13 protein-coding genes are annotated in these 17,208 nt (G+C 62.5%); 9 read left to right on the plus strand and 4 right to left on the minus strand.

Annotated elements, in window-relative coordinates; translation table 11 throughout:
- Nucleotides 1-204 precede the first annotated feature (204 nt).
- From ABWP84_RS01875 to ABWP84_RS01885, 3 genes are all read left to right on the plus strand, one after another.
- Nucleotides 205-1,263, plus strand: coding sequence for an alcohol dehydrogenase (locus tag ABWP84_RS01875; RefSeq protein ID WP_353210293.1), 1,059 nt, complete (start codon nucleotides 205-207; stop codon nucleotides 1,261-1,263).
- A 117-nt stretch (nucleotides 1,264-1,380) separates the two neighbouring features.
- Nucleotides 1,381-2,730 carry a DUF3300 domain-containing protein gene (locus tag ABWP84_RS01880; protein WP_353210294.1) on the plus strand — a complete coding sequence of 450 codons (1,350 nt, stop codon included), beginning with the start codon at nucleotides 1,381-1,383 and terminating at the stop codon, nucleotides 2,728-2,730.
- Nucleotides 2,730-3,683, plus strand: a complete 954-nt coding sequence (locus tag ABWP84_RS01885) for a DUF2950 domain-containing protein (protein WP_353210295.1) — start codon at nucleotides 2,730-2,732, stop codon at nucleotides 3,681-3,683. The genes ABWP84_RS01880 and ABWP84_RS01885 overlap by 1 nt, the downstream gene beginning before the upstream one ends.
- Nucleotides 3,684-4,064: 381 nt before the next feature.
- Here ABWP84_RS01885 and ABWP84_RS01890 read toward each other — a convergent pair whose 3' ends face one another.
- The 3 genes from ABWP84_RS01890 to ABWP84_RS01900 form a co-directional block, all read right to left on the minus strand.
- On the minus strand, nucleotides 4,065-5,192 hold the full coding sequence (locus ABWP84_RS01890; RefSeq protein WP_353210296.1) for an acyltransferase: 1,128 nt from the start codon (nucleotides 5,190-5,192) through the stop codon (nucleotides 4,065-4,067).
- Between the two features lie 24 nt (nucleotides 5,193-5,216).
- Nucleotides 5,217-5,726 (minus strand): ABC transporter ATP-binding protein, encoded by a 510-nt coding sequence (locus ABWP84_RS01895; protein ID WP_353210297.1) that lies wholly within the window; start codon nucleotides 5,724-5,726, stop codon nucleotides 5,217-5,219.
- Nucleotides 5,727-5,841: 115 nt separating this feature from the next.
- Nucleotides 5,842-6,093 (minus strand): hypothetical protein, encoded by a 252-nt coding sequence (locus ABWP84_RS01900; RefSeq protein WP_353210298.1) that lies wholly within the window; start codon nucleotides 6,091-6,093, stop codon nucleotides 5,842-5,844.
- Here ABWP84_RS01900 and ABWP84_RS01905 point away from each other — a divergent pair.
- From ABWP84_RS01905 to ABWP84_RS01920, 4 genes are read left to right on the plus strand one after another with little or no spacing between them, the layout of a single operon-like run.
- Nucleotides 6,092-7,450, plus strand: coding sequence for a TolC family protein (locus tag ABWP84_RS01905; protein ID WP_353210299.1), 1,359 nt, complete (start codon nucleotides 6,092-6,094; stop codon nucleotides 7,448-7,450). The genes ABWP84_RS01900 and ABWP84_RS01905 overlap by 2 nt on opposite strands.
- A gap of 31 nt (nucleotides 7,451-7,481) precedes the next feature.
- Complete coding sequence (locus ABWP84_RS01910) at nucleotides 7,482-8,762, plus strand: NHLP bacteriocin system secretion protein (RefSeq protein WP_353210300.1); 1,281 nt, start codon at nucleotides 7,482-7,484, stop codon at nucleotides 8,760-8,762.
- Between the two features lie 46 nt (nucleotides 8,763-8,808).
- On the plus strand, nucleotides 8,809-11,040 hold the full coding sequence (locus ABWP84_RS01915; RefSeq protein WP_353210301.1) for an NHLP family bacteriocin export ABC transporter peptidase/permease/ATPase subunit: 2,232 nt from the start codon (nucleotides 8,809-8,811) through the stop codon (nucleotides 11,038-11,040).
- Nucleotides 11,037-14,024: an NHLP bacteriocin export ABC transporter permease/ATPase subunit gene (locus ABWP84_RS01920; protein ID WP_353210302.1), complete on the plus strand. Its 2,988-nt coding sequence runs from the start codon at nucleotides 11,037-11,039 to the stop codon at nucleotides 14,022-14,024. The genes ABWP84_RS01915 and ABWP84_RS01920 overlap by 4 nt, the downstream gene beginning before the upstream one ends.
- 84 nt (nucleotides 14,025-14,108) lie before the next feature.
- Here the strand turns inward: ABWP84_RS01920 and ABWP84_RS01925 are convergent, their stop codons facing one another.
- Complete coding sequence (locus ABWP84_RS01925; RefSeq protein WP_353210303.1) at nucleotides 14,109-15,077, minus strand: tripartite tricarboxylate transporter substrate binding protein; 969 nt, start codon at nucleotides 15,075-15,077, stop codon at nucleotides 14,109-14,111.
- A 275-nt stretch (nucleotides 15,078-15,352) separates the two neighbouring features.
- Here ABWP84_RS01925 and ABWP84_RS01930 point away from each other — a divergent pair, with 275 nt between their 5' ends.
- Both ABWP84_RS01930 and ABWP84_RS01935 read left to right on the plus strand, forming a co-directional pair.
- The gene (locus tag ABWP84_RS01930) at nucleotides 15,353-16,075 is read left to right on the plus strand and encodes a class I SAM-dependent methyltransferase (RefSeq protein ID WP_353210304.1); all 723 of its coding nucleotides are present in this window, start codon (nucleotides 15,353-15,355) and stop codon (nucleotides 16,073-16,075) included.
- Nucleotides 16,076-16,554: 479 nt separating this feature from the next.
- On the plus strand, nucleotides 16,555-17,130 hold the full coding sequence (locus ABWP84_RS01935) for a hypothetical protein (protein ID WP_353210305.1): 576 nt from the start codon (nucleotides 16,555-16,557) through the stop codon (nucleotides 17,128-17,130).
- Nucleotides 17,131-17,208: the final 78 nt, after the last annotated feature.

Genomic DNA, 17,208 nt, shown 5'->3' on the forward strand with positions numbered 1-17,208 from the left:
ATTGATATACAGAATTATTCAAAGGGCCAGGAAAATGATTTTCCTGGCGGGAGAGCGCGATAGGGCAAAGCCGTTTGGCTCTTTTTTCCCTCCACCAACAGGGTTTTTCAGCAGCCTGCGAGGTGTTGGGGCGCCGTTCTATGCGGTTGCGCATCACCTGGGTTTCGCGCCACGCTGCCGCCTAGAAAATTGGAGGATAGCAGCATGCGCGCCTGGGCCGTTACCGAGCATGGAAAACCCCTGCAGGAAATCGAACTCCCCACCCCCGAGCCGCAGGGCAATGAGGTGCTGCTTGAAGTCACCCATGCAGGGGTATGCCATTCCGACCTGCATATCTGGGAGGGCGTCTATGATATGGGCAGCCGCGGCGAATTGCGGATGGCCGATCGCGGCATGAAGCTGCCCCTGGCCATGGGCCATGAGATTGTCGGCCGGGTGCTGAAATGCGGGCCTGGGGCGGTGGGCCATGTGAAGCCGGGCGATCATCGGGTGGTCTTTCCCTGGGTGGGTTGCGGCACATGCGCGGCCTGCCTCGATGATGAGGAGAATATGTGCGGCAATGGCCGCTCGCTGGGCGTCTACCAGAATGGCGGCTATGCGACGCATGTGCTGGCCACCCATTGGAAGCATCTGGTGGCGTTTGATGGCATCGATCCTGGCCTGGCCGCGACCTATGCCTGCTCGGGCATCACGGTCTATTCGGCGATCAACAAGGTGCTGCCGCTGCCGGCTGAGGAACCCATTGTGCTGGTGGGCGCCGGCGGGCTGGGGTTGAACGCCATCGCCATTCTCAAGGCGCTGGGGCATGGCCGGATTTGCGTGGTGGATGTCGCGGAGGATAAATTGGCCGCCGCCCGCGCCCAGGGTGCGACCGACACCGTGCTGGCCAGTGACGAGGGCACCACCAAGCGCATCATCGAGGCCTGTGGCGGGCCCGTGGCTGCGGTGATTGACCTGGTGAATGGGACGCAAACCGCGCGCTTCGCCTTTGATGCGCTGCGCAAGGGCGGCAAGCTCGTCCAGGTTGGGCTTTTTGGCGGCGAAATGGTCATTCCTCTGCCGCTGATGCCGATCCGGGCGCTGACGGTCCAGGGCAGCTATGTGGGCAATGTGAAGGAATTGCGCGCGCTGGTCGCTATTGCCCAGAAGGGGGGGTTACCAGGCATTCCGCTGACCTTCGAGCCGATGGATCAGGCCGATGCAGCGCTGAACCGCCTGCGCTCGGGCCATGTCACCGGGCGGGTGATTCTCACCGCATTATAGGCAGGACGCGGCTTCTGCGTTGGGCGGCGGCCAGGCGGTGGTGACAACCGCCTGGAACTATGGAGAGTGTCCGGAATTCGATTGGAAGGACACGCGATGCAGGATGCAGCGAGAGGGTTGGGACGTCGCCTGGCGATCACCCTGCTGGCCGGCTGGTTCGGCCTTGCCAGCATCCTGATGGGGCCGGTGGGGCCTTCCCTGGCGCAAGCTGCGGCGACAGCGCCGGGCGATGCCGAGCGCCTCACCCAGGCGCAATTGGCGGCGCTGCTGGCGCCCATTGCACTCTTCCCCGATGAATTGCTGATGCAGGTGCTGATGGCGGCGACCTATCCGCTGGAGATTGTGCAGGCCGCCCGCTGGCTGGCCCAGGGGCAGAATGGCCAATTGCGCGCCGAGGCGCTGGCCGAGGCGCTGCAGGCGCAGCAATGGGACCCCTCGGTGAAGTCGCTTCTGCCCTTCCCTGACCTGTTGCGGATGCTCAATGAGCGGCTTGAATGGACCCAGGGCCTGGGTGATGCGGTGCTGGCGCAGCAGCAGGATGTGTTGAACATGGTGCAGGTGCTGCGCGGCAGGGCCCATGCCATGGAGCATCTGCAAACCAATGAGCGGCAGGTCATCACCGTGGCGCCGCTCGACGAGGGCAAGGTGCCGTCCACCACCGTGATGGTGCCGCCGCCGCCGCAGATCATCACCATTGCGCCGGCGGAGCCCGATCTGGTGTTTGTGCCGGTGTATAATCCCGGCGTGGTGTATGGGCGCTGGCCCTACCCGGCCTATCCGCCGGTTTATGTTGCCCCGCCGCCGGCCTGGGGCCTGAGCGATACCATGCTCACCGGCATCGCCTTTGCCGGGGGTGCGGCCATTGTGGGTTCGCTCTGGGGATGGGCGCGGCCGGGCTGGAGGCGGGGCAGCGTGGATGTGAATGTCAACCGTTTCAATGCGATCAATGCGAACCGGGTGCAGATTCATTCAAATGTCTGGCGCCATGATGTGACCCATCGCGGCGGCCTCGCCTATCGCAATGCCGAAGTGAATAGCCGCTTCCGCGGCGAGGTGAGCGGTGGGCGGGCTGGCAGCCGTGATGAATTCCGCGGCCGGATGCAGCAGGTGGAACGCGGCGGCGGGCTGGCATCGGCGGCGGCCGGCAAGCCAGTCGGGCGCGTGGCAGCGGTCGGTGGCAAGCAGCCCAATGCGGCCAGCACCGGCCTGCCCCATGCGCCCAGCGGGCGGCCGGAGGTGGCAAGCCGCCCGCCGATGGCCCGGCCGGCGGCCACAGCCTTCCGTGGCATGGGCCAGGGCGATGATATGCGCAGCGCCGCACAACGCGGTGCAGCAAGCCGGTTGGGCCAGCCGGCAGCGGCCCAGGCGCGGCAGCAGCGCGCCGCCGTGGTTCGGGTTCAGGCGGTGCCGCGCGCGACCCCGCCACGGCCAAGCGGCGCCGGCAGAGCCGCAGGGAGGCCTGGCTGATGGCCTTGCGGCCGTGGGTGATCATCGCGGCCCTTGCACTGGCCGCGCCGGTGGCACTGGCACAGGAGGCGCCGCCGCGCGCGGCCGCCACGCCGCGCCCGGCCGCGGGGCAGGCCTTCGCCTCGCCCGAGGATGGTTTTGCGGCGCTCGCCACGGCTATCGCGGCGCATGATGAGGCGCGTCTGCTGCGGATCCTGGGCCCGGCCGGGCGTGAATTGGTGCTGACGGGCGATCGCGTGGTTGACCGGGGGGCGCGCGATGGCTTCACCGCCGCCTATCAGTCGCGGCAGAGCATTGAGCGCATCCCGCCCAACCGGGCCATGCTGTTGCTGGGTGCTGATGGCTGGCCTTTGCCCATCGCGATGGTCGAGCGCGAGGGTGGATGGCGCTTTGATGCCCGCGGTGCAGCGCAGGAAATGATTGACCGCGAGGTTGGCCGCAATGAACTCAATGTCATTGCCAGCCTGCGCGCCATTGTGGCGGCACAATTCGAATATGCTGCGAGCGCCGGCCGGCAGGGGCCTTGGCGGGCCTATGCCAGGCGCTTCTTCTCCACCCCGGGCCAGCGCGATGGGCTATATTGGGCCAGTGCCGAGGGTGAGGCGGAGAGCCCCTTGGGGCCGCTGGCCGCCCAGGCGGCGCAAGGCGGCGCGAGGAGCGGCACGCGGGATGGAACGAAGCGGGCTTTCCATGGCTATTTCTTCCGCATGCTAGAGGCGCAGGGCGCATCGGCGCCCGGCGGCGCGCGGGATTACCTGGTTGATGGCCGCATGATTGGTGGCTTTGCGGTTCTGGCCTGGCCGGCGGGCTATGGCGTTTCGGGGATTCAGAGCTTCATCGTCTCGCATGGCGGGGTGGTGTATCAGGCCGATCTGGGGGGGCGGACGGAGGAGCGGGCGGCGCGCATCATGGCCTTTGATCCCGATGAGGATTGGAGCGTGGCGGGGCCTTAGAGCCTGTTCCGTTCGCCTCGGCTCACTGCACAGGCTCTAAGCTTTTGTTTGTCGAGCATCTTTATCCGCTCAAACGAGTCCGTTTGAACGGATGATGCTCTAGCAGGGTGCTGAAAAACGGTGATGGCGGAGGACAGGAGCGAAAGGGCTTTGCCCTCCAGCGCTCTCTCACCCAGAAAATGATTTTCCTGGACGTTTGGATAATGTTTAAATCAGTAATCTAACGAAGGTGCAGGAAACTCGTCGGCATAAATGTCGACCCTGCTGGGCTGCTCGAGGGGCAAAGTCCTTCGATTTTTTTTGCCAGCTATTCGCTTTTCAGCAACCGATTCGGGTATTTTCAGCCCTGACGGCTCACCTATTCATAGCAATGGGGCGCGCTTAACTTGCACCGAGGCGTGCGGCCAAACGCTTCCCCAGCGCCTGGGTTGGTCGTTCGACCCAATAATGCAATGCGACGGCGGCGAGGAAGCCGAAGGAGAAGCCAAGGGTCAGGACTGGCCCCAGGCCCCATCCGGCATCGAGGGCCATGCGCATCAACGCCCAGCCGGCGACGGCATGGATCACGTAGAGCGGGTAGCTGATATTGGCCAGCCAATTGAGGCCCGGCCATGGCTGCTGGGCCTTGCCGCGCCATATGAAGGCGAGGGCAAAAACGATGGCTGCGATGGCATAGCTGGTCAAGCCGCTCACATACAGCAACTGTATGGTGCCGATTGGCCATTGCGCGGCAAGCGCCAGGAAAAATAATATGGCTGATATGATAGTAAGTCGCAGTGAAATCAGGCCACGATAATAAAAATTAAAAGCAGTCCCGATGAACATAAAGCACATCATTTGGGCGCTGAGCGTCATACCATACAGGAACTGGTAAATTGGCTCGCCGGATTTCAGCCAACCGGGCAGCGAAACGGCACCCACCGTCAGGCATAGCAGGGCAAAAGCGGTCAAGATGAGTGGCCAGATCCGGCCAGCGCGTAAGGGCCCAGCGAGTAGCAACATCAGAACGTAAAATTTTGCTTCGATTTCCAGCGTCCACACCACGCCGTCAATTGATGGGACCCAGGCGAGATCACGAACAAAAAGCAGCTGCAACATATAGGTATGCCAGGAGAAGGGCTGCGCCGCACCAAACCAATTCGCACATATTATTATAAATATGCAAGAAATACTTAGGCCAATGGCATAGGTCGGCCAGAGCCGTAAAAATCGCGATATCGCAAATTGCAATCTGGAACGATCAATCAGACTGAAGGGTATGATAAATCCGCTTATGATAAAAAACAATGCAACAGGGAAATGCTGCAAAAATCCGGCAGGCAACATTGAATCAACCGCAATCGTAAACCAATAGGGTTTCGGCTCAAATGGCGGAGAGCCTATCATCGTATTGATTGACGGCAACGTCCAAAATACCTGCGCGATATGGCCAATGACCACCATGAGCGCAGCAATCCCGCGCAAGGAATGAGCGAAAACAATTTTGGAGGGTAGTTGTGCCGGCTGCATAGCCTCGTCTAGACGCAGTGGCCCCTAGGCGAAACCCATCAAGGCTAAGCATCCATGCATTTGCGTGAGGCCCCGCCGGATATGGGGCTGCGGAGATGGCAGGCGACAGCGCGCCCGCCAGAGAGCGGCACCAGCGGCGGCATGGCCCGCGCATATTCCACCAGCCCCGCGCCGCAGCGCGGGTGGAAGGTGCAGTCTGGTGGCGGTGTGGCGGCGGAGGGGATTTCGCCGATAATCCTGGGCAGGATGCCGCGCCGGGTCAGGCTCGGGCGACGCCTCGCGCAGCATATTGGCATAAGGGTGCAGCGGCGCGCGCAGCACCTCGGCCACCGGGCCATGATCAACGATGCGGCCGAGATACATCACCGCCACGCTGTCGCAGAACCAGCGCACCACCGAGAGGTCATGGCTGACGAAGAGAAAGGCGAGGCCCCTCCGCTCACGCAATTCGCGCAGCAGCAGCAGCACCCGCGGCTGCACCAAGACATCAAGTGCCGAGACCGGCTCATCGGCCACGATCAATTCCAGCTCCACGCTCAGCGCGCGGGCAATGCCGATGCGCTGGCGCTGGCCGCCGGAGAATTCATGCGGCTAGCGCTCCAGCGCATTGGCTGGCCTGACAACAGGGATGGTGTGCCGGCGCGCCAATTCACACCAAGGCATTAAATTGGGGAATGCTTTCAAGAGCATGATCATCATCATGCCAATCCTGGCCGGAAAGGCCGGTTGCACGACAACATTTATGGGTGAATAATATTACAAAGGTTTGCATTCTGAAGGTGCGGTATTTGCAATTTCCGGTTTCAAATACGTTGCTGTCCGGCAGGCGGCGCGGCTTGGCCAGCAGCGCAGCATGCGCCCGCCCCCTGCTGCGCCTGGCCGCTACCACGCTCGTGGTCATGCTCGGCAGCACAAATTTCGCCCTGGCGGCGCCGCGCGATATCGTTGCAACACTCTCGACCGCCAATACCAGCAATCCAGAAATTCTGACGGCCCAGCGCAATATCTATGCGACGCATGAGGAAATTCCCATCGCGCTGCAGCGCTTCATGCCACGGCTGAACGCAACCGCGGAGGCCGGCAGCAGCTATCTCAGTGCGCAGCGTTACCGGGATGTCGCGCCGCAGGATCTGCGCCAGCGCATCCGCACGATGGGCCTCACACTCTCGCAGCCGATTTATGATGGCCAGGCCATTCCGGGCTACCGGGCCGCCAATGCCCTGGTGCTGCGCGCCCGCGCGCAATTGCTCCAGGCGGAGGAGGCGGTGCTGCAGGATGCCGCCATATCCCACATCAACATCCTGCGCGACCGGGAAATTTTGCGCCTGCGCGACGCCTATCTGGTGCTGTTGCGCAATCTGGCCGCGGTGACGGAGCGCCTTGTCGAATCCGGCGACCGCACGGTGGGTGACCTCGCTCAGGTGCGAGCCCAGGAGGCGCGCGCCCTCTCCGCCCAATTGCAGGCCCGCCGCGACATCGCGCTCGCCGAGGCTGCCTATTTGCGTGTCGTGACCATCCCTGCCGGCGAACTCGCGCCACCCGTGCTGCGCTATCAACTGCCAACGACAATCGATATTGCGGTGGCCACCGCTAGGTCCGACAACTCTCGGGTGTTGCTGCTGCGGGTTGATGAGACGCTCGCGCGCGAAAGGGCCGCGCAATCAGCGGGGCTGCTGCAACCGCGGGTGGATCTCGTCGTCTCCGGCCAAAGCGGCCGAGGCGTGGATTACTATCGCGCGGGCCTGCCATCACCCTCCTCCTACGGTGAGCGCGGGGCTGTAATGTTGCAGGTAACGGTGCCGCTCTATCCTGGCCCGGGGGATTTCGCCCGGCTGCGCCAGGACCGCGAGCAGGTGCTCGCGCGCATCGCCGAGCAAGGCAATGCCGGCAACCGCGCCGCCGAAGACGCCTCGGTTGCGATGACGCGGTTGATCACGGCGCGCCAATTGATCGATGTGGCGGGGCGCGCCGTGCAGGCGCAGAACCTCTCCGTGCAGGTGATCATGCGCGAGATCGAGGCCAGGCGGCGGCAATTGCAGGACCAACTTTACGCCGAGCAGTTCCTTCTCGATGCGCGTGTGGAACAGGTGGCAGCGCGGGCGGAGGAGGCATCGGCGGCCTTCAGCCTGCTCAATGCCCTGGGCGCATTATCGGCCAAGTCGCTGGATTTGCCCGTACCACTCTTTGACCCCGAGCAGGATCTTCGCGCCACGCGCTGGCGCGTCATCGGGCTGTCGCGGGCGCCAGGCCGGCGGTGACGCGTTCGGAAATGAAGGCGTCGCTCGACCCATGACCCAAGACACTCCAAAGACAAACAGGTCGGAAATTTACCGCAAGGCGGCGTTGGAGCATCTGGGTTCGCCCGAGCGGCTGAATGAGATGATTTCCATCACCAAGCCCACCACCTGGCTCGCACTCTCGGTCGTGGCTTTGATCCTGGCAGGGGCCGTGACCTGGGCCTGGATCGGCCGCCTGCCCACACATGTCACCGGCAATGGTCTGATGCTCGTCGAGGGGGGACGGATCTTTGGGGTGAACACGGTGGGTGCGGGCATGCTTCGCGAACTCTCGGTGCGGGTGGGCGATATGGTGGAGGCGGGCCAGGTGATCGGCCAGTTGACGCAAACCGATGTTGAGCGTGATGTGCGCCTTGCCCGTGAGCAGATTGAGGAGCGCGAGCGCGACCTCGAGCGCGCCCGCACCGTTGGTGCGCAGGAGGCGGCGGCACGGATGGAGAGTGTCACCCGCCAGCGCGCGGCCATTGAATTGCGTATCACCCTTGGCCGCCAGCGTGAGGATGTGCTGCGCCAGCGTCTGCGCCTGACCGAGACCCTGTTCCGCGACCGGATTGTGACCCAGAACGAGGTTCTGGCGCTGCAACAGGAATTGTCGCTGATATTGCAGGATGTATCGACGGCCATAAGCGAGCGCGCCCGGGTCGCCGCCGAACAGGTAGAGTTGGGCCGGTTGGCGGAGCAACGCGTGCGCGAGGCCGAGTTGGCGCTCAACGAGGTCACTCGCCGTCTCGAAAGGCTGACCGGGGGCCTGAACGACACCTCGCGGGTGATCGCCCCGGTCTCTGGCGAGGTGAAAGAGTTGCGCACGGTTCAGGGTGCCATGATGCGCGAAGGCCAGCCGGTGCTGACGATAGAAAGCCGCGGCACTGGGCTGGAGGCGCTGGTCTTCATCCGTTCATCGCGCAGCGGCACAGCCATCACGCCGGGGATGAGCGCGCGTGTGGCGCCCGCCAATGCCCGCCGCGAAGAATTCGGCACCCTGATCGGCGAAGTGGCATCGATCAGCGATTTCCCGGTCTCGTTTGAGGCCATCCGGGCGATCATCAACAATGACGAATTGGCGCGCAGTTTCATGAGTGAAGGCCCGCCCTATCAGGTGATCATCCGCCTGGAACGCGATGCGCAGACCGCGAGCGGTTATCGCTGGACATCCAGCCGGGGGGCAGGTGTGACCTTGGGCAGCGGCAGCACGTTGCGGGCCGATGTGACGGTTGCTTTTCGCCGTCCCATCGCGATGGTGATCCCTGCCCTGCGCGATCTGTTGAAGCTGTAGGCCGCATGATCCACCAGGAGCGGACCGTGGCGGGGGAGAAGCGGCGTTGAGCGAAGCCAGTGCAGCCGAGGCGCCGGCCTTCGCCCCGAATATTCCTGCCGGCAAAAAGGGGCGCTTTCGCACCCCCACCATCCTGCAGATGGAGGCCACCGAATGCGGCGCCGCCTGCCTTGCCATGATCCTGGCGCGGGAGCGGCGGTGGATTCCGCTGGAGGAGATGCGGGTGGCCTGCGGGGTCTCGCGCGATGGCTCCAAGGCGTCGAACATCATTCGCGCCGCCAAGCAGCATGGGCTGGCGGCCAAGGGATACCGCAAGGAGCCTGAAGCGCTTCAGGGCCTGCCTTTCCCGATGATTATATATTGGAATTTCAATCATTTTGTTGTTCTGGAAGGGATGGATTTCCGGACTGGCACCGCGTGGATCAATGATCCCGCCACCGGCCCGCGCAAGGTCGCGCCCACGGAGTTCCAGCAAAGTTTCACCGGCGTCTGCCTAATCTTTGAGAAGACCAGCAGCTTCGAGGCCAAGGGTTCCCCACCCAGCCTCTATCGTGGCTTCCGAGCCCGGTTGCGCGGCTCGGAAACTGCCATGGCCTTTCTGGTGCTGGTGGGTATCTGCATCGTGCTGCCAGGTTTGGCGCTGCCGGTATTGAGCCAGGTCTTTGTGGATGAGGTGCTGGTCGAATCGCGTGATCGCTGGATGCCTTCGCTTATTCTTGGGCTGGTGCTCACCGCTCTGCTGCGCGGGATCCTGACCTGGCTGAAGGAAGCGCATCTCGCCAAGCTGCAGGTGAAGCTGGCCATCGCCCATGGCGCGGCGCTGTTCTGGCACATCATGCGCCTGCCCATCGGCTTCTTCGCGCTGCGCTACCCAGGCGATATCGGCAGCCGCGTGGCCTCGAATGATCAGATTGCCGAGTTGCTCGCGGGGCAACTCACCGAGGCCATGGTGGGCATTTTCAGCGTGATTTTCTTCGGCGCCATCATGGCGCTTTATGATCCGCTGCTGGCCTTGGTCGCCATTATCCTGTCGCTGACCAATATCCTGGCGCTGCGGCTGACCTGGCGCATCCAGGAGGATATCAGCCGGGTTGTGCTGCGCGAATCCGCCAATCTCGCCTCCGTCTCGGTCTCGGGTGTGGCGTCGATCGAGCAGATCAAGGCCCAGGGCAGCGAGCCCGACTTCTTCGCCAAATGGACTGGCGTGCACGCCAATTACCTCAATGCACAGCAGAATATCTCTTTCGTCTCAACGGTGCTGAATGTGGTGCCCGGCGTGCTCGCGGGCCTGACCAATGTGGCCATTCTCTGGCTGGGCGGGCTGAAGGTGATGGAGGGGGCCTTGTCGGTGGGTGCGCTGGTGGCCTTTCAGAGCCTGGTCACCAGTTTCAATGAACCCATTAAGACACTGATGGGCCTGGGCGGTGCGATGAATACTGTCAAAGGCCATATGGACCGGCTGGATGATGTGCGGCGCTACCCCATCGAGCCGCGCCTATCGGATGAGGCGCTGGGCAGCGCGCGCGTCCATACTGGCCGGCTGAGCGGGCGGATTGAAATTCAGAACGTGACCTTCGGCTATAGCCAGCGCGAGGCACCGCTGCTGACGGATATCACGCTCAGCATCGCGCCCGGCCAGCGGGTGGCGTTTGTAGGCGGCTCGGGCAGCGGCAAATCCACCCTCGCCAAGCTGATTACCGGGATTTATCGCCCCTGGTCGGGCAGCGTCACCTTCGATGGCCGCACGGCAGATGAATTGCCGCATCAGGAATTCGCCGCCTCCGTGGCCTGCGTGGACCAGGAGATTTTTCTCTTCGAGGGCACGGTGCGCAGCAATCTCTCGATGTGCGATGCGCGCGTGCCCGATGCGGCCCTCACCCGGGCGCTGGCCGATGCCGAATTGCTACAGGTCATCGAACAGCGGCCGCGGCGTTACGATTGCGAGGTGGCGGAGGGGGGGACGAATTTCAGCGGTGGCCAGCGGCAAAGGCTGGAGATCGCCCGCGCGCTGGTCAGCGACCCATCGGTGCTGGTGCTGGATGAGGCGACGAGCGCGCTCGACCCCTTGGTTGAAAAGCGCATCGACGAGCATTTGCGCCGGCGCGGCTGCACCTGCGTCATCGTCGCCCACCGCCTCAGCACGGTGCGCGATGCCGATGAGATCATCGTGCTCGAGCGCGGCCGCATCGTGCAGCGTGGCACCCATGAGGTGCTGATCACCCAGGAGGGGACCTATCGGAGGCTGCTGGAGGCCGAAAGCGCCCGGGCGGAGAGATGAGCAATATGGCGCCTGATGCTTCAGCCGAGGCTGACCATTTTGACAATGACCTGCTGGAGCGCATCGGCGGCGAACGGCTCTCAGTGGGCTACCACAACCCGTTTCTGCTCAATGATCCGGGCCTAGTCTATCTGGTGCTGCAAGGGCGGGTGGAGATCTACCTCACCCCCTTGCTGGGCGGGCAGGTCTGCGGCCCAGGCATGCATGTGGGCTCCTTCCGGCCAGGCGACCTGATCTTTGGTGCGGCCGAGGGCGCGATGCCTCAGGCCCCGTCATTGCCGCAAGCCTGGCTGGCGCCGGAAACCACATTTGCCCTGCGCGCCGTCGCCACCATGGGCTCGCTGGTCTATCGCGGCGATCTGGCACGGGTGTCTGGCGAGGATTTCGACATTGTTACCGTGGATTGGGTGGACCGCTGGGTCAGCGGGATTTCCGACCGCCTGGAGACCGGGGCGCGGCCGACGGCGACCGCCATCATCGAGGCTGATCCTGGGCAGGACCACCCTGCCGGCTCTGCGCTCTACGCCTTTCACGGCGATGTGGTCTGGGTGAGCCTGAGCGAGGGCGAGGCGTTTTTCCTCGGCCAGCCTGATAGCCCGCTCCGGCCGGGGGATCTGCCCGTGCCGGTTGCGGGGCGGGTGTGGCTGACATTGCCCGCGCCGGCCACGCTCAATGCCACCTTCTCGCCCGGGCAATTGCGCAACCGAAGGCTTTGGGAGGCGCTGCCCGCCTTCAATGCGCGATGCGTGGCGGTGCTGACCCGGCGCCTGCTCGATGAGGAGGCCCGCCGCAGCGAGGCATGGTCACGCCGGGTGGCTGAGCGCGAGAGCGCCTTCCGCCGTGGCGTGGCATCCATCGGCGGCCTGCTCGACCCCCGGCTGAAGTTCCAGGCCGGCGCGCCCAGCGCGCCGACAGACCGCCTGGCCGCGGCACTCCGCCTGGTGGCCGAGCCTTTGGGCCTGGAGGTCATCGAACCCGCCGGTGAACCGGCCGGGGTTTATTCGCCACTCGACGAGATCGCCCGGGCCTCGGGCTTTGGCATGCGGCAGGTGGAGCTGCGCGAGGGCTGGTGGCGCAATGATAGCGGCCCGATCCTGGGCTTTCGGGACGACGCGGATCTGGCGCCTGTGGCGCTGTTGCCCGATGGGCCGAACCGCTACCGCATGGTTGATCCGGCAGGTGGCGCAGATGTGCCCGTCACCGCTTCGGTTGCGGCGGGGCTGTATTCCAAGGGCTATATGCTCTACCGGCCGCTGCCGGCCGAGGCGCGGAGCATGTGGGACATGCTGCGTTTTGGCGTGCGAGGCTTGCGGCCCGACATGACAGTTATCCTGGTAATGGGATTGCTCTCAGGGATCATGGCGCTGCTTGTGCCCATTGCCAGCGGCTCGCTGATGGAGACGGTGCTGCCGCGCTCCGATTATGCGCTGCACATCGCCATCATCGCAGCCCTTACCGCGGCGGCGATTGCCGATACCACCTTTGATGTGACGCAAGCTGTCGCGGTGGTGCGGCTTCAGGGCCGGATGGACAGCGTGGTGCAGACCAGCATCTGGTGGCGTTTGCTCTCGTTGCGCGCGCAGTTTTTCCGCCGATACACCTCAGGTGACCTCGCTGATCGTGCAAATGGGATCAACGTCATCCGCGAGGCGGTATCGGGGGCGGTGATCCAATCGGTGCTGGGTGGGTTATTCTCCTTGGTCAGCGTGGTGGTGATGTTCGCGCAAAGCTGGCAACTGGGGCTGGTCGGGGTTGGGCTGGTGCTGGTGCTGGCTGCCATCACCGTGCTGCTGTTTCGCATGTCGCTGCCGCATATCCGCGCCGCACAGCAGATGAACGGCCAGATCCATGCCCTCGTCTTTCAATTATTGACCGGCATCACCAAGCTGCGGGTGGGGGCCACCGAGGGGCGGGCCTTTGCCCGCTGGTCAGAGATTTACGCACAGGAGCGCGGCCATTTCTACGCCGTGGCCCGGATCGCGATCTGGCAGAAGCTGTTTACCAGCGTGTATCCGGCCATCGCCTCGGCCATCCTGTTTGCTGTCATCGTCTGGTTGCTTGATGCGGCGCAGCCCAATTCGGGCTTTTCGATTGGCAGCTTCGTGGCCTTCAATGGCGCCTTTGGCCAGTTTCTCGTCGGCGTATTGGCGCTGGTGAATGCCCTGAACACGCTGCTGAAGGTGGTGCCGATCTGGGAGCGGGTGAGACCCATTCTGGATGCTAGAACCGAGGCTGATGGCGTGCTGTCATCGCCTGGCGTGGTGAGCGGGGAGGTTCGCGTTTCCAACCTCACCTTCCGCTATAATGCCGATGGGCCGCCGACGATTGATAATCTGTTGATGCGGATTGCCTCGGGCGAGTATGTGGCTTTCGTGGGTGCATCGGGCTCGGGGAAATCCACCCTGCTGCGTCTGCTATTGGGTTTTGAAGACCCGGAATCGGGCGCGATCTACCTTGATGGCAATGACCTCGCGACGCTGGATATGCGCGCGGTGCGCCGCCAGATCGGCACCGTTTTGCAGAATGGCAAGCTGCAACCGGGCAGCATTTTTGAAAACATCGTGGGCACCGCCCCGCTGCGCATGAATGATGCCTGGGAGGCGGCGCGGCTGGCGGGCCTGGCGGCGGATAGTGAGGCCATGCCAATGGGCATGCAAACGGTGCTCTCCGAGGGCGCGCAGGCTTTGTCAGGCGGGCAGCGGCAGCGCCTGCTCATCGCCCGCGCGCTGGTGCGCAAGCCCAGATTGCTGATCTTCGACGAGGCGACGAGCGCGCTGGACAATCGCACCCAGGCCGAGGTGAAGGAGACGCTGGACCGGCTCAGCGTCACGCGGATCGTGGTGGCGCATCGCTTGAGCACGATATCCGATGTGCACAAGGTGTTCGTCTTTGATGCCGGGCGTCTTGTTGAATCCGGCAACCCCAAGGAATTGCTCAAAACCGATGGCACATTTGCCGCGCTGGCGCGGCGGCAAATGGTGTGAGGGCCAGGGGAAGAATGGCTGCCCAGGGCTGAGGCGGGGCTGGGGGATTATCGGCTCTTGCTCCCTCGCCCTCAGGGCGTTCTGCTACTCTGGCGTCGCGCCTGAAATCCGCACCATCTCGGCCCAGCGCGGCGTCTCGCGCGCGAGGCGCTCGGCGACAGCTTCGGGTGTGGAGCCGGTCAGCCGCGTGCCGATGCCAATGGCACGCTGCTGCAAGGCAGGGTCGGCGAAGGCGGTGCGGATCTCCTGGCTCAGCCTGTCCACCACCGCGCGCGGCGTGCCGGCGGGCGCGGCCCAAATGTGCCAGGGGCTCACATTGAAATTATCGAGCCCCGCCTCGGCCATGGTCGGCACTTCGGGCAGGGTTGGCCAGCGCTCGGGCATGGTCACGGCCAGGGCGCGGATGCGGCCCTCGGCGATGACGGGCGTATAGCTGGCGAGATTGTCCACTGCGAGTTGAAGATCACCCGAGAGCATGGCTGGGATGGTTTGCGCCGCGCCACGGAAGGCCACATGGGTGCCCTGGATGCCGCCGCGGTTCAGCAGATAGGCGCCCGAGAGATGGATCGTCGTGCCCACGCCAGAGGAGCCATAGCTGATGCCCTGCGGGCGGGCCCGCGCCCAGGCCAGGAATTCCGCCAAATTGCGCGCGGGGACATGCTGTGCGGGCACCACCGCCACATTGGGTAGGTCCCACATGGCGCTGATCCATTGGAAATCCTGCGCCGGATCAAAGGGCAGGCGGGTGAACAGCATGGGGTTGATCACCACATTATGCATGCTGACCGTGCCGATGGTGTAACCATCGGGGGTGGCGCGGGCCAGGGCCTCGGCGCCGATATTGCCCGAGGCACCGCTGCGCGTTTCTACCACGAAGCTCTGGCCCAGGCGCTGTGTCATGACCTCGCAGGCGAGGCGTGTCATCACATCGAGAGAGCCGCCGGGGGGGAAGCCGACGATGACCCGCACCGGGCGGTTGGGCCAGGCCCCCTGCCCTAGAGCCGGCATTGCCAAAAGCGTGCTGGCTGCGAGAAGATTGCGGCGCTTCATCATCGTTTCATCTCCCATTTTTCGGGAGGTTAACAGAGGGGCGGCGCTGAGCATATGGCGGATTGAGCGGCGGCATGGGTTGTGCGGCAGGCATTATGGCAGCGCAAATAAGTGCCTGGCGTGGCGTTCGAAATTGCTTGGTTTTCCAGCTATAAAAATATGGTGAGACCTCTGCTAACCTTGGCGATTGATCTGGGTTAGCCTAATCATCGTTCGCTCGCTTCATCTGCGGCGTTTTGACTTTATTGGAATAATTTTCTTTGTGATAGGATTAGGTAATGAGCATTCAAGAAGATTATTCAGCCCTCCAGCAAGTTATGAATGATTATTCCGAATGGGTGCGTAGCTCTGCCCTCAAAATATTACCTTGGGTTGATATTGAAAAAAAATCGATTGTTGATTTTGGTTGCGGCCGTGGAGATTGGTTAAGAGTCGCAAAAGAATTAGCGGCATCACGAATTTTAGGTCTAGATACATTTGCCTTGGAGAAATTTCAAAGCGATATACCCATTGAATATGTGAATTTAACGGAGCCTGTGCAGCTGCCAGACCGTTGGGATATTGCGATGTGCTTGGAAGTGGGCGAACATTTACCGGAAAATGTAGCCGCCACACTGGTCCAATCGCTGGTGAATGCGGCGCCTGTAGTGCTATTCTCGGCGGCGGCGCCTGGGCAAGGTGGCGTTCATCATATCAACGAGCAGCCTCCTGAATTTTGGTTCGATTTATTCAAGATGCATGGCTATCAATGCTTTGATTTCCGTGATGAAATCTGGGCAGATGAAGAAATTGAGCCATGGTATCGGATGGGCGTATTGGTTTTCGCTGATCCCACTCATGCACCTTCTCAATTAAAAAATTACCGCCGCGAAATGGCTAGACATATTATACATCCCGATATTTTTGCCGCATATGCACCCAAAGGCCGGAATCTGATTCTTCACTATGACAAAAAGATAAAGCAATGGTATCCGCAATTTTTAGAAGATTCTGAAAAATAGAGTGGATTGGAGCCTATAGCCGGGATTGAGCAAATTTGGCGGGCGCTCTGACGTTTTTTTCAGATTGCTCGCCATGCCAGCGCGCCCAACGGCCCCGCGCAGGGGCCGATAAACCTCCAAGGCCGAAATTGGCATAATTTCATTTTAAATCAATAATCTTGGGCAGCAATCAGCCTTAATCCTCGCTTGCAAGATCGAGCGCGGCGATGATAGTGAGGCAAGAAGGTTGTTGGTTTCGCGGTATGCCATACTCCCCCAGAGGGACCGGCGGAAGGGGCTGTAGCCAAGAAACATAATCGGTTAATCTATTGAACTTTATATTTATTTTTTTTTATGTTACACTGGAAGCTTGGCGGCTGTCGCTGCCGGGGTTTGGATGCCTCACTTCGCGGTCATAGGTATGACCCACCGCCTTCTTCCATTGATAACCTGAAATTTGGAATTTTCGGTTAACCCTTTAGAAAGATTTGAGATTGGCCATGCGCAAACGTTTTCTTCCGATCGCCCTTGTCATCTCCGCCCTGGTTTTCGCCAGGCCAGGCCATGCGGGGATGCTGCAGGATAGCTGGGATCGCACCGTCTCGGTCGTGGGGACGGCCACGGGCATCATCCTCAGCCCGTTCCAGGCTGCGGCAGAATGGACAATGAATTTTCTGCGCAGCGAGGAGCGCGCATTGGCGGCGGAGATGAACCGCTTCGTCTCCACACTGCGTCAGGACCTCAACCGCTTTGAAACCCTGGCCGGGCGGGCCGGCTTCACCCTGTCCAATGTCTCCGTCAAGCCGGGCATCATCCCTGAGGTGGAATTGGCCTTCGAGCCGGCGGAGGAAATCACCCCTGCCGCGGAGGCCGCGCTGCGCCAGGAGCTCGCGCAGTTGAGCGGCGCGATGGGCGCGCTGGAGCGCGCGGTTATTCTGCTGCTGCTCGATGTGGATGAGAGGGTTGAAGCCATTCGCCCGAATGGCTTTCGCGTCGGTGAGATCGCTTTTGCCCTGGTGGCCATCTTCCCGGAAATGACGATCAACTTCGTCCGCGCTGAACCCGCCGCGCGCTGATTGCGCCACCCGGGCGCAAAGCCCTGCGCCCGGATGGACACCTGATGAAGTCTGACGGTAAAGCCGTCAAGCAACACG

It is taken from the genome of Rhodovarius sp., assembly GCF_040399605.1.
Lineage (GTDB): Bacteria > Pseudomonadota > Alphaproteobacteria > Acetobacterales > Acetobacteraceae > Rhodovarius > Rhodovarius crocodyli_A.

Coding starts and splice junctions, on each gene's coding strand:
- ABWP84_RS01930 (WP_353210304.1), top strand. CDS start 15,353: ATGAGCATTCAAGAAGATTATTCAGCCCTCCAGCAAGTTATGAATGAT.
- ABWP84_RS01885 (WP_353210295.1), top strand. CDS start 2,730: ATGGCCTTGCGGCCGTGGGTGATCATCGCGGCCCTTGCACTGGCCGCG.
- ABWP84_RS01875 (WP_353210293.1), top strand. CDS start 205: ATGCGCGCCTGGGCCGTTACCGAGCATGGAAAACCCCTGCAGGAAATC.
- ABWP84_RS01925 (WP_353210303.1), bottom strand. CDS start 15,077: ATGATGAAGCGCCGCAATCTTCTCGCAGCCAGCACGCTTTTGGCAATG.
- ABWP84_RS01935 (WP_353210305.1), top strand. CDS start 16,555: ATGCGCAAACGTTTTCTTCCGATCGCCCTTGTCATCTCCGCCCTGGTT.
- ABWP84_RS01890 (WP_353210296.1), bottom strand. CDS start 5,192: ATGCAGCCGGCACAACTACCCTCCAAAATTGTTTTCGCTCATTCCTTG.
- ABWP84_RS01920 (WP_353210302.1), top strand. CDS start 11,037: ATGAGCAATATGGCGCCTGATGCTTCAGCCGAGGCTGACCATTTTGAC.
- ABWP84_RS01905 (WP_353210299.1), top strand. CDS start 6,092: ATGCTCGGCAGCACAAATTTCGCCCTGGCGGCGCCGCGCGATATCGTT.
- ABWP84_RS01900 (WP_353210298.1), bottom strand. CDS start 6,093: ATGACCACGAGCGTGGTAGCGGCCAGGCGCAGCAGGGGGCGGGCGCAT.
- ABWP84_RS01910 (WP_353210300.1), top strand. CDS start 7,482: ATGACCCAAGACACTCCAAAGACAAACAGGTCGGAAATTTACCGCAAG.